Below are 12,250 nucleotides of genomic sequence, written 5' to 3'. Positions count from 1 at the left end.
GGAGCATAGAACTGACAATTATATTCCCATCTTTTATGAATTTTTTTTCCACAAGGGCCGGCAGCCAATAAAAGGAAGATACAGCTATTGAAGTAATAAGGGATATTATCGCAAAAAAAGGATTTCTATTTTTTATACTCTCTTTTTTTACCGACACAATAATTGCTGTCCAAACAAAGAGCGATAATACAGAGAAAAGCGATGCAGTGTTAGAGATGGCAAGAAGTGTTGAAGAAAATGTTAAAGGGAAGAAAAATCTTTCTCTGTCCTTTGCTTCATTTACAAGAAGAAGTTTTGTAAGAAAAAACAAGCTCAAAGGGAAAAGAAAAATAGATAATATTTCATCAAAATTCTTTTTGCAAAGAACGACATCTATCATTGAAGGGGAAGTAAGAAAAAGAATCGACGAAACAAAAGCGCCTCTTTTTTCGCACAAAAAAGATGAAAAATAAAAGAAAAGAATAATTGATAAAATAAATGAGGAGGTTAGTAATATTTTTGATGAGATTAGGGGATTTATGAAATAAAGTTTAAAGATCTCCTGTATCCAATAGATTAGCGGTGGTCGAAAAATAAAAAGAGGATATCCATATCCATTCCCAAACTGCGATGCCCATTTTGGGAAAAAATTGCCCGAAAGAAGTGTCTGATGAAAATTATCAAGCGTAATAAAATGTTTTTCAAAAATGGTATTAGTAGAAAAGAAGTCATTGATTGAAAGGAAAATAACAATACCTATTGCAAGGAGTGAGAGCAATAGGAGATAAATTTTTGAAGATGTCTTCTCAATTTTAACCATTTCAGAATTGATAAAGTTAACAGGAAAATTTTAAAAATGAAAGCCTTACCTTTGAATCTGTAAAAAATAGCAAAAAAAATACAAATAGACTATTTTAGATTTTTGTAGTCAAAAATAGATTTAAAAATTAAATAAATTCAATAAGTTAATGTTCAAAGGAAGCTCTTTCCACAGATTGTCGACCAAACTTCATATCTATCTAATATCTATTATCAATTTTCCGAATAGAAGCAGAGAAAACAATAGGTTATTTCTGTCTCTATTGACAAATAAATATGATTGGAGAAAAGTTAAAATTAGGTGAGATTCTTGTAAAGGAAAAGTTTCTCACAGAAGAAGACCTTGAGCATCTTCTTCTAAAACAGAATGAATTGCCTGAAAAACCTCCACTTGGCGAATTAGCCATTGCTGAAGGGTTCATAACTCGTCAAGAGCTCAAGAACATTCTCAAGATGTACAAGAAACAGATGAGAATGGGTGAGCTACTCACTTCATCAAAAATTATAAGCGAAAAACAGCTCGAAGAAGCCCTTGCAAAACAGAAAGAGCTTGGCAAAAAGCTTGGTGAAGTGCTTATTGAGCTTGGATATATCACGGAAGACGAGTTGATGCTTGCCCTTAGCCAACAGTTCGACATACCAAGAATGAAGCCTGATTCAAATGTCATAGATTTTGATCTTGTACGACTATTCAATAGAAAATTCCTCGAGGCGAATGCCTTTATTCCTGTCTTCTCAGATAAAGAAAGCACGACAATTATTATGGCAAACCCCTTTGATGAGAAGACAATAAGCGGGATTCAGGCAAGGATAAAAAATAAACTTGTAATAGGAATCGCCTCAAAAAATGAGATTCTTTCAGCTATAAATCTCGTCTATGAAAATTATCATCTTAAAAAATTAGATGGACAAAAAGGGAAGACATACAACGCCTACGGCCGGTTGGTAATAGGAAATGTTGACCTTGGAAAGGGTGATGACAAAACTGTATCTATTGTTAACTACATAATCCTTAATGCCTTCAAGGAAGGAGCAAGTGACATCCATATAGAGCCTCAGCTTAACAGACTGCGTGTGAGATATAGAATAGACGGTGTGCTTTTCCATAAAACCGATCTTCCCATTTCAATGGCATTAAGCATTGCTTCAAGAATAAAAGCGGTATGCGGCCTTGATATAGCAGAGAAAAGAAGGCATCAGGATGGAAAAATTACTGCCTCTATAATGGGCAAGGAGGTGGATTTAAGGGTATCGACATATGCTTCCACCTTTGGAGAAACTGTTGTCATAAGAATCCTTGCCCGCCATACTTCATTGATAGACTTGGAGAATCTCGGTTTTTCTCCACTCAATCTGTTTAGATACAGAACAATACTCGATTATCCTTCTGGCGTAATTCTTGTAACTGGACCAACAGGTTCTGGAAAGAGCACGACCCTTTATGCGTCATTAGCTTATCTCAATAATAAAAATCTTTCCATTATAACAGTTGAAGACCCTGTTGAATATATGATCGATGGTGTTGTGCAAGGGAAGCTTGACCCTAAACTTGGAATGACATATATGGATTTCATCAAATCAATGATGCGTCAGGACCCTGATGTCCTTATGGTTGGAGAAATAAGAGACAATGAAGGAGCCGAAGCAACAATACAAGCCGCTCTAACAGGACATAAAGTTTTAACATCATTTCACACAGATGATACGACAGGAGCTCTACTTCGCTTGCTTGATATGGGTATTGATACATTTCTTGTTTCATCCACAGTAGTATCTGTCGTTTCACAACGGCTTGTTAGAACTATTTGTCCCAATTGTAAAGTTGAGGATAAAGCTATCAGCAAAGGGCTTCTACGCTCATTTAAAATATCTCCACAGGAAGCAAGAAATTTTAAATTTTATAAAGGTGAAGGGTGTGAAAAGTGCAACAATACAGGTTATAAAGGAAGGTCTGCTATACATGAGTTGCTCCTTGTAAATGACGCAATAAGGGATGCAATCTTAAAGAAGAAAACCTCGACTGAGATAAGAAATATTGCAAGACATGAAGCCGACCTCCTCTCAATAAGAGAAGATGGAGTTTATAAGGCACTATGTGGATTGACTACTCTTGAAGAAATAAACAGAGTAGTTTTCCATGCTGAAGTTGACCAGTACATTCCTCGGAAACTTCATGAAATCTTTGAAGTCTCCAAAAGACAGTATGAAGATATAGATGAAAACAAGAGCATTTATGAAATAGATGATGAATCAGATGTCATCGAGGTTTCTGCCGATGAAGTTAAAAAAGAGGAACTTCCTGCAAGAGATGAAAGTATAGATGAGAAGGAAAATATTGAGAAAATATCTCCTGAAAATATGCTTTATTCATTTGATAGAGAAAGCAGGAATGGAATAGAAGTATTTAGAATACGGCTCAACTGCAGGCAGATAGAAGATGAAATTGATGCAATGAAAGATATTTATATGTATTATGTCTATTACAGAAAGTATTACAACTTCAGAGAAGATGATATAGATTTGTCCCTATTTATTGAAGCCGTTATATTCTATGCTATAAAACTTCGAGTCAATCATTCAGTAGATTTTGCTGAAGCTGTAATTAGAAACAATGGAAAAGAATTGTTCATATATCTTGAATCGGTGACGGAAGCGCAAGATAATGGCAATGGAAAGGACAATTCATCAAATCTTGTTTATGAAATAGTTGATTTCGATTTCTTTAAAAATTTGCTTATTCGTCCCACACCGTTGCAAGCAGCTGCCCGAGCCTGACTTGGTTACCCTCTGTATTTATTTGTTATAGGTATTCTTCTGCCTGAACCAAATGCTTTAGGAGTTATTCTGATTCCGGGCGGCGCCTGCTGTCTTTTGTATTCATTGCCATCTATTTTCAAAATAATCTCCCTTGCAATTTTTTCATCTATACCTGCCTTGATAATTTCATCCAAACATTTTTCTTCTTCCACATAAAGATGAAGTATTTTATCAAGGACTTCATATTTTGGTAGAGAATCCGTGTCCTTCTGATTTGGCCTTAATTCTGCTGACGGTGGCTTTGTGAGACATCTGCGCGGTATCAATTCTTTGTGGGAGATAGAATTTCTATATTTGGCAAGTTTATATACCATAGTCTTAGGCACATCTGATATAACAGCTAATCCTCCTGCCATATCACCATAAAGTGTGGCATATCCTACACTCAATTCTGATTTATTTCCTGTTGTAAGAAGGAGGTAGCCAAACTTGTTGGAAACTGCCATCAGAATATTTCCCCTTATTCTTGCTTGAAGATTCTCTTCCGTTACATCCCATTTGCGCCCTTTGAATATTGGAGAAAGCACTGTCAGATATGTTTCGAAAATTTTCTGTATTTCTATTACTTTGTATTTTATGGATAAATTCTCGGCAAGCTTTTGCGCATCTTCGATGCTATGAGAGGATGATATTGAAGTGGGCATAGAAATTCCCAATACATTTCGGCATCCAAGAGCATCTACAGCAATAGTAGCAACAAGTGATGAATCAATGCCACCGCTCAATCCTATCACTACCTTTTTGAATCCATTTTTATGAACATAATCTTTTACGCCAAGGACTATGGCATTGTAGATTTCCTCGTATTTTGATTGAGCTTTTGGAAGGGATTTTGGGGATTGAATGCCTCTTTTTCTTTTGACAACACCTCTTCTTTTTTTTAAGGAAAACTCAATCGGTATAAAGCGGATTCTTTTTTCTGCAAGATTTCTTATTTTTCTCTTTTCTTCTGCTTCTGTTTTTTCTTTCTTTTCGTCTACTTCTATATCATACCAAATGAAATCCTCTTCGAAGAGTTTTGCCTTATTCAATATTTCTCCCTTCGGGTTGATAATCATACTATTTCCGTCAAAAACAAGGTCATCCTGTCCGCCCACAAGGTTGTTGAAGATTAGGAATGATGAGTTTTCACGGCACCTTCCTTTAAGCATCTTTTCCCTAAAAGCTGGCTTGCTCATATGATACGGTGAAGCTGAAATGTTGATCAAAATATTGGCGCCTGCTTCTGCCTGTGTCTTCGTTGGATATCCTCTAATCCAGATGTCTTCACAGATACTCACCCCGAAAGACAACTCTGTGGATGTAAAAATTATGCTTTTTTCCCCTTGGGAGAAATACCGTTTTTCATCGAAAACATCGTAATTGGGAAGATGGATTTTATTCTGAACGCCGCAGATTTTACCATCTTTGACAATTGCAGCGGAATTGTAAATCTTCTCATTTTCTTTATTTACGAAACCAATAACGGCAGTGATATTTTTTGTCCTGTCTTTTATTTTTTTGAGAGCTGAAATATTGTCTTCAATGAATTTTCTTTTATTGAGCAGATCTTTTGGCGGATAGCCTGTGATTGCAAGCTCTGGAAATGTAACAATATCAACCTTTTGTTTGACAGCTTTTTCAAGATAAGAGATAATCTTTTCACTATTTCCCGAAAGGTCGCCTACAGTCGTATTGATTTGCGCAACTGCAATTCTTACACTTTTCATTTTTTTCAAATAAAAAAGAAGGTTTTCAGCAAAAAAAACTATGCTACAATGTTAATGCTTGTCAATTCAAAAACAAATCGATATTTATCATAATGTTCAACTTAAAATAAAGAGGTAGTCAAAAATTTCTTCCAGAGAAATAAAAAAAATTGTTGATAAGATTTCAAAGGGAAATATTGCCTCTCTCATTGTAATTGTTGGAGATGAGAGAGGAATGATGAAGGAGGCGCTCAATTCTATAGTAGAAGCGCTTTTAGGCGCTGATGCTTCTACCAACCTTGAAGTTTATAAAGAAGATTTTCCTGATATTCCCGACATTCTTTCATCTATTATGATGAGGCCCTTTTTCCCGGGAAAAAAGGCAGTTGCATTGATTGACTGGGATATAAGCAGGTTGTCAGAAGAAAAACAAAAATTGTTTTGTTCTGAAATAGAGAAGGGAATTCCTGAAGACAACTATGTATTGATTTTATCGGAAGCCTTAAAAGATAAAAGGAAATTTTTCTATAATTGGGCAAAAAAAAATGCTGAGCTGCTCGAGTTTAGGAAGGAAACAAAGGCGGAGAAGTCTGATTTACCCAAAATTGTAAAAAACTTCTTTTCAGAAAAGGGTTATACAATAGATAATGATGCATTATTAGAGCTTTTGACAAGATGTGATTTTGATTACACAAAAACTCTTTTAGAGGCGGATAAACTTATTCTTGCTGCTGATGAAAAAACAGTCATAGAAAAGAAAGATGTACAGTTAGCGGTTGTTGCCACGAATGAAATTCTTATTTTTGATTTTCTCGATGCAGTAGGCGATAAAAATTTAAGTCTTTCCTTGGACCTTTTAAATAGAATGATTAAAAATGGTGAGGAATATGGGAAAATAATTGCTCTTCTTTCAAAAAGAATTCATTCCTTCCTGCAGGTTTTTTGCTTTTTAAAAAGCACAGGGTTGGAAGGAATAAATAGGATGATGAGGTATAATGAATTTAAGAATAGAATATATCCTCTTTTGGAAGATTTTTGTGCGCAAAACACAGCAGAAAGCACAAATCTTTTAAAAGGACATCCCTATTATATTTATAAACTAATGCTTTCTGCTCTAAGTTTTTCCTTTGAATCTTCAAAAAAGGCGATAGATGTGCTTGCAAGAATGGATTTTGAATTGAAGACATCTGCATTATCAAAAAACTTGATTGTAGAGAAGATGGTTTTTTCTTTGATTTCTGTTTAGTGAATGAGATGAATTTCAGCACAATAAAAGGACATCGAAAACCGATAGCTTTGTTGAAAAATGCACTGAAGAAAAAAACTGTGCCTCATTCCTTTATTTTTCAGGGACCTTCCGGAATCGGTAAAAAAATGACAGCCCAAGTCTTTGCAAAAGCAATCAATTGCCTTGATGACAACAATGGAGAAATATGCGGCAAATGTGAAAATTGTATCTCTATTAAAAACAGATATACTTTCTTTCCTGATATACGAATTTATAGAAATCTAAATGAGCGTCTTTGGATTGACCGCGTAGAAATATTAAATTCAATTTACAGCGGTCAGAATATAGATGACTCTGTTTTAGAAGAATATGCTGAAGCACTGAAGGCATTGGAGGAATGTGGAATTATTTTGCCCAATCCACTTTGCGGGCTTCCTCATAGCTTACTTGACTGTATTGATTTGAATAAGGAAATTCTTTTTACGAAAGATACATCAGATGGCAGCTTGTATATTGATAGTCAATGTGTTGAGAAGTTGTCTGAAAATCTGAAAAGCAAATCTCCTCTTGCTGTTGAGCTTTTTCGAAAGCTTGTAATGCTCAACAATTATGTTTACAATGGCCGTCTTCCTATTGGAAGAAGAGGTGTGCGAGGAATTATTCAGGATATTTACCTAAAACCAACTGAAGGGAGAAAAAAGGTATTCATTATAGATAATGCTCATAACATTACAGAAGAAGCCGCAGATGCACTTCTTAAAACTTTGGAAGAGCCACCAAATGATTCCATATTGATTTTAATAACTTCAAACCCTCGTGGGCTGTTGCAGACGATAAAGTCAAGGTGTGAAACAATAAGGTTTTCTTATCTTGAGAAAGGAGATTTTATTTCTCTCTTGAATGAAAAGATTCCCAAGAACGAGATAAAGTGGAATGAAGTATATCCATTTTCAGATGGAAGTCCCGGCAAAGCGTTGGGAATAGCTCTTTTCGATATTGAGAGAATAAAGAAACTGGCCTTTGATTCGTTGTTTGGAGATACGAAGGATGAAAATTTACTTCTCTCGCGTTTTGTAGAAGAAGGCATCTTTGATGAAAGAACAGGCAATGGTGTTGAAAAAATAGATTTCTTCCTAACCTGTTTCAGAAAAATATTGCGCGATATTATATTCTTTAAGAAAGGCATTGAAGATGATTCTGCTCTTCCTGATGAAATTGTCGAGAAGTTAAGAAATTTTAGTGAATCTAAATTAAAGAAACTTGAAGATATCTTTTTCAAATCCTGCCAGCTTTCTGACAAGCTTGACAGAAATTTCAATACACAGCTTATGGTGGAAGAGTTTCTATTGCAGTTGTCAGCTTATTAAGAACGGCAGGAAAAATCTTTCCTCATTTGAAAAAAAAAGAGGAAGTCCATCTTAGACTTCCTCTCATAAACTATGGAAAATAAGGAAATTAGCAGGATGATTTGCATTTGCAGGTTGATGCAGATGATTTTGAAATCTTTCTAATCTTCACAGTATCACCTCCTCCCGGGGTTTTTTAGGAGTCGTCCAATAAAATTATGATAATTAATAATGTTTTAAACCGCAAGGAATAATCAAAAAAAAAATGTAAAATTTATGGATTTTTAACTCCGTAGAAGAAGCATTTGACTATATCTGTTCCTTTTTCTGAGCCTTCCATAGATGCGCGATAACGGCATCCACCGCGGCATTCATTTACAACTTTACAGTTTCTGCATTCTATTTCGTCGATTCTAATTTTCTCAATTTTTTCCCAACATTCTTTAAGTGATTTCTTTTCAAGATTTCCTGATGGAGAGTCATAATAGAAACCACATTTGCATACATCTGCATTTGGAGTAACAGCGCACAGATGGGCCCCGCAGGCATATCCTTCTGATGAATTGTAAAGTCCACCTCCAAATCCAAAATTTAGATATTTATAAGCTTCTTTAGGAGAAAGAAGAATTGATGAAGAATAAGTGGTAGCATATCCCAAAGAAACAGGTACATCAACAGACCATTCCTTTATTCCCATATCCCTGAATATCTTTTCCATTGCGGGAAAATCATTGGCATTTTTTTTATTGGCCATAGTGGCGATTGACACATCGATACCCTTTTTGAGAAGCATTTCAACAGATTGCATCGATTTTTTGAATGTTCCTCTGCCCCTTAAAAAATTATGAGCTTCTTCCAAACCATCAATACTAATCTGATACTCCTGTACATTTATTCTTGCAATTAAATCTTCATCTAAAAGTGTTCCATTAGTTAACAAAATAGCTCTAAAGCTTCTATCTTTTAGAAGTTCATTGATTTCTTCAAATCGAGGATGAAGAAGCGGCTCTCCGCCTGAAATAATCATTCTCAATCCCTGAATTTCTTCAAATTGGTCGAAGAGCGATTCAATGATTCCTATCTTCAAGTCTCTTTTCTTCGGATTTCCAAGATAACAGTGCTTACATTTGAGGTTGCAGCGGTCGGTGATTTGAAGCTCGAGATAACGAAGTGAAGGGAGTGTTGGTTTTTTTATGGGTTGGCTTTGAAAATGTTTTTCTTTCTTTTCTTTTAGAGAAATTAGTTTTTCATCGATGCAGTATGACAAAAATTCTTCATCATACTGCAGATTTGAAAGAGGATTGAGTCCATTGCATTTTTTTAGGAAATCTAATGCTTCTTCATTGATTTCATAGAGCTCATCATTCTTTATATTATAAACAGCCGGCTCTTCAAGATATTTTAAATAAACTCCGTCTTCAAAAACCGGATATAGCTCTGTATCTTTTTTCGATTTCAAAATTTCATATCAAGAAGAGAATCTAATCAGTTGTTTTCTTTACAAAAACATGAAACTGATCATCTTCTTTCTCAATTTTTAGAAATTCATTTCCAGTTGTTTTGCACCATGAAGGCATATCTTTCACAATACCTTCATCATCTGCGATTACTTCAAGAATTTGCCCTTTTTTCAGTTCTTTGATTTTTTGTGTAGTCAATAGAATTGGCATTGGACAGTACAGTCCTACTGCATCAAGTACTTCATCTGCTTCCATATAGTTATTCTCCTTATTGATTGCTGTTTTTTTTCTGATATTCTTCTATTGCCGCCTTTAAAGCGTCGGCAGCTAAATTCGAGCAATGCATCTTCTGCGGCGGTAAACCATCGAGCGCATCTGCAACGGCCTGCTTTGTTATCTTCATCGCCTCATCTATTGTTTTCCCAATGACCATTTCTGTAACCATTGAGCTTGTAGCTATAGCCGCACCACATCCAAAGGTCTTAAATTTGGCATCTACGATTTTACCGTCTTCCACCTTGATATAAAGCTTCATTATATCTCCGCAGGAAGGATTGCCAACTTGTCCTACTCCGTCAGCATCCTCTATTTCCCCTACATTGCGGGGATTCATAAAGTGGTCCATTACTTTATCACTATACTTTTCCATTGTTTGCTCCTTTATTTATTAAATCTAAATTTTTCCTGCTTTCTGTGCTTCTTCATAGAGAGGAGACATCTGCCTCAACCTGTCAACTATAGGAGGAAGCACTTCGCACACCTTTTTTATATCTTCTTCTGTATTGTAAATACCAAGACTAAAAAGCAGAGACCCCTGTGCGATTTCGGGCGGTATCCCCATTGCTGTCAACACATGAGAAGCTTTTAGAGCCCTCGATGTACAAGCAGAACCGCTCGATGCCGCAATGCCCTGCATATTTAGAAAAAGCAGCATCGACTCGCCTTCAATGTATTCAAAAGAGATATTTGCATTGCCGGGTAGTCTCTTTTCAGGATGCCCATTCAAATATGAGTGGGAGATCGATGAAGTTAATCCTTCAATCAGTTTGTTGCGAAGTTCTGTCAGTTTTTTTATCCTCGATTCCATTTCTCTTTTTGCGATTTCACAAGCTTTTCCCATTCCCACGATGCCTGCGACATTTTCTGTGCCTGCTCTTCTTCCGTTTTCCTGAATTCCTCCGTCGATTATCGGAATGATTCTTGTCCCTTTTCTTATATAGAGAGCCGCTACTCCCTTTGGTCCGTAAAATTGATGAGCAGCCATACTAAGAAGGTCAACGCCAAGCTCATTTACATCAACTGGAATCGTCCCTGCTGTTTGCACCGCATCGGTATGAAAAGGTATCTTTTTGCCTTTTAAGATTTTGGAGATTTCACTTATTGGCTCAATGGTCCCTATTTCATTTGATGCATGAGTTACTGTTACAAGAATAGTATCATCCCTTAACGCTTTTTCAACATCTTGCGGATTTACACTCCCATATTTATCAACTGGCAGGTAGGTTACTTCAAATCCCTGTTTTTCAAGAGTCCTCAAACTGTGAAGAACGGAATGATGCTCAATCTGAGTGCTGATTATATGCTTCCCTTTTTTCTGATTCGCTGCAGCTATTCCCTTTATTGCCATATTGTTGCTTTCCGTGCCAGTTGAAGTGAAATAAATCTCTGATGGTTCAGCACCAATGAGATTGGCTACCTTTTCCCTTGCTTCATCAATTGCTTTTTTGGGTCCTTCACCGAAGGAGTGAAGATTTTGGGGATTGCCGAACTCTTCTTCAAAAAATGGCATCATTGCCTCAGTTACTTCTTTCAATTGAGGTGTCGTTGATGCATAATCCATATATATTCTATCACCCATACTTCTTCCCCTTATTTATCAAATGTAAAGCTGATTTTTTGCTTCTTTCATCATTTTCAATATAGTAGGAAGCCCCATAATTTCATCGACTTTTTCTAACACTTTTTCTTTTTCTAATCCCATAAATTCAACATTTGCACTGCAAGCGATGAACTTCAAATTTCCAAGGGGCTTAACAGTATCTATCATTTCCTGCATACTCATAGGATTCATTGTTTTCATCCTTTTATAAACTTCCTTCTTTTCTGCTCCCATATCATCGGACAAATCTTCCCTATCCATTTCGCCTTCCACAAATTTTCGAAGAGCATCGAAGAATAAGACTACATAGACTTCATTTCCCAAAGATGCAGCAGTAACCGCAATGGTTATTGTTTGGTATAAACGGTCATAATTACTGCTGTGAGAAAGAATGAAGAATCTATCCTTTTTCTCAGTCACTTTTGTCCATCATCCAGCTTATTCAAATACAATATGATTATTCTACAGATATAACTTCTTTGATTTCTGGCACTTCCTCCTTAATCATTCTTTCTACGCCCATTTTTAATGTCATTTGGGCGCCGGGGCATCCGTGACAGGCGCCTTGAAGTTTCACTTTTACAACATTGTCTTCTATGCTAACTAATTCAATATCGCCGCCATCCATTTGAAGTCTTGGCCTAATCTTGTCTATAACACTTTTGACTTTTTCAATCATTTTTTCTTCCTCTCAAAGATTTAAATCATTTTAATAAATAAATGGTTTATTTTCAGACAGTTACATTTCTGTCATTATATTCTTGTCATATTCTTCTTCTAATATTTGCACATGTCTCTTCTCTTCATTCAAAAGATGTTCAAACATCTTCTTTGCTCCCGGATCTTTAGTTATATTCACAGCCTGAGCATAAAATTCTACCGCTTTTTTTTCTCTTTCAATTGCTATTCTTATAGCATCAACAACTTTGACATTTTCATCAAGCATTTTTACTCCTTTCTAATACACTATTAACTATTTGTGTTTTTTTCAAGAATTATCGAAAAATCCCTCAGATTATTCCAAAATTTTAGTC

At 35.8% G+C, this 12,250-nt stretch carries 12 protein-coding genes; 3 read left to right on the top strand and 9 right to left on the bottom strand.

The features are described from left to right. On the bottom strand, positions 1–799 hold a 799-nt coding region (locus D6734_08785; protein RMF94019.1), incomplete at its 3' end, for a hypothetical protein. A gap of 275 nt (positions 800–1,074) precedes the next feature. Here D6734_08785 and D6734_08780 point away from each other — a divergent pair. Continuing rightward, entirely contained in the window at positions 1,075–3,573 is a 2,499-nt protein-coding gene (locus tag D6734_08780; GenBank protein RMF94018.1) for a GspE/PulE family protein, read from the top strand. Between the two features lie 5 nt (positions 3,574–3,578). Here the strand turns inward: D6734_08780 and D6734_08775 are convergent, their stop codons facing one another. Continuing rightward, the gene (locus D6734_08775) at positions 3,579–5,324 is read right to left on the bottom strand and encodes an NAD+ synthase (protein RMF94017.1); all 1,746 of its coding nucleotides are present in this window, start codon (positions 5,322–5,324) and stop codon (positions 3,579–3,581) included. Positions 5,325–5,538: 214 nt separating this feature from the next. On the opposite strand from D6734_08775, the gene D6734_08770 reads away from it, so the two are divergent. Further along, positions 5,539–6,549: a hypothetical protein gene (locus D6734_08770; protein RMF94016.1), complete on the top strand. Its 1,011-nt coding sequence runs from the start codon at positions 5,539–5,541 to the stop codon at positions 6,547–6,549. Positions 6,550–6,557: 8 nt separating this feature from the next. Then, the gene (locus D6734_08765) at positions 6,558–7,898 is read left to right on the top strand and encodes a hypothetical protein (protein RMF94015.1); all 1,341 of its coding nucleotides are present in this window, start codon (positions 6,558–6,560) and stop codon (positions 7,896–7,898) included. A 253-nt stretch (positions 7,899–8,151) separates the two neighbouring features. Here D6734_08765 and D6734_08760 read toward each other — a convergent pair whose 3' ends face one another. From D6734_08760 to D6734_08730, 7 genes are read right to left on the bottom strand one after another with little or no spacing between them, the layout of a single operon-like run. Continuing rightward, positions 8,152–9,336 carry a radical SAM protein gene (locus D6734_08760; GenBank protein ID RMF94014.1) on the bottom strand — a complete coding sequence of 395 codons (1,185 nt, stop codon included), beginning with the start codon at positions 9,334–9,336 and terminating at the stop codon, positions 8,152–8,154. A gap of 22 nt (positions 9,337–9,358) precedes the next feature. Next, entirely contained in the window at positions 9,359–9,592 is a 234-nt protein-coding gene (locus D6734_08755; GenBank protein RMF94013.1) for a sulfurtransferase TusA family protein, read from the bottom strand. A gap of 13 nt (positions 9,593–9,605) precedes the next feature. Further along, on the bottom strand, positions 9,606–9,986 hold the full coding sequence (gene nifU / locus D6734_08750; protein ID RMF94012.1) for a Fe-S cluster assembly scaffold protein NifU: 381 nt from the start codon (positions 9,984–9,986) through the stop codon (positions 9,606–9,608). Positions 9,987–10,010: 24 nt separating this feature from the next. Continuing rightward, positions 10,011–11,195 (bottom strand): cysteine desulfurase NifS, encoded by a 1,185-nt coding sequence (gene nifS, locus D6734_08745; protein RMF94011.1) that lies wholly within the window; start codon positions 11,193–11,195, stop codon positions 10,011–10,013. Between the two features lie 18 nt (positions 11,196–11,213). Beyond that, positions 11,214–11,636: a hypothetical protein gene (locus D6734_08740; protein ID RMF94010.1), complete on the bottom strand. Its 423-nt coding sequence runs from the start codon at positions 11,634–11,636 to the stop codon at positions 11,214–11,216. A gap of 37 nt (positions 11,637–11,673) precedes the next feature. Beyond that, on the bottom strand, positions 11,674–11,895 hold the full coding sequence (locus tag D6734_08735) for a NifU family protein (GenBank protein RMF94009.1): 222 nt from the start codon (positions 11,893–11,895) through the stop codon (positions 11,674–11,676). A gap of 60 nt (positions 11,896–11,955) precedes the next feature. Further along, a complete protein-coding gene (locus tag D6734_08730) occupies positions 11,956–12,162 on the bottom strand; it encodes a hypothetical protein (GenBank protein RMF94008.1) in 207 nt (68 codons plus the stop codon). Between the last annotated feature and the right edge of the window lie 88 nt (positions 12,163–12,250).

This window comes from Candidatus Schekmanbacteria bacterium, assembly GCA_003695725.1.
Taxonomy (GTDB): domain Bacteria; phylum Schekmanbacteria; class GWA2-38-11; order GWA2-38-11; family J061; genus J061.
This window is presented reverse-complemented; position numbering and strand designations above follow the sequence as displayed.

Excerpts from the sequence above, each read along its gene's own strand:
- D6734_08780 (RMF94018.1), top strand. The coding sequence starts at position 1,075 with ATGATTGGAGAAAAGTTAAAATTAGGTGAGATTCTTGTAAAGGAAAAG.
- D6734_08775 (RMF94017.1), bottom strand. The coding sequence starts at position 5,324 with ATGAAAAGTGTAAGAATTGCAGTTGCGCAAATCAATACGACTGTAGGC.
- D6734_08770 (RMF94016.1), top strand. The coding sequence starts at position 5,539 with ATGATGAAGGAGGCGCTCAATTCTATAGTAGAAGCGCTTTTAGGCGCT.
- D6734_08765 (RMF94015.1), top strand. The coding sequence starts at position 6,558 with ATGAATTTCAGCACAATAAAAGGACATCGAAAACCGATAGCTTTGTTG.
- D6734_08755 (RMF94013.1), bottom strand. The coding sequence starts at position 9,592 with ATGGAAGCAGATGAAGTACTTGATGCAGTAGGACTGTACTGTCCAATG.
- nifU (RMF94012.1), bottom strand. The coding sequence starts at position 9,986 with ATGGAAAAGTATAGTGATAAAGTAATGGACCACTTTATGAATCCCCGC.
- nifS (RMF94011.1), bottom strand. The coding sequence starts at position 11,195 with ATGGGTGATAGAATATATATGGATTATGCATCAACGACACCTCAATTG.
- D6734_08735 (RMF94009.1), bottom strand. The coding sequence starts at position 11,895 with ATGATTGAAAAAGTCAAAAGTGTTATAGACAAGATTAGGCCAAGACTT.
- D6734_08730 (RMF94008.1), bottom strand. The coding sequence starts at position 12,162 with ATGCTTGATGAAAATGTCAAAGTTGTTGATGCTATAAGAATAGCAATT.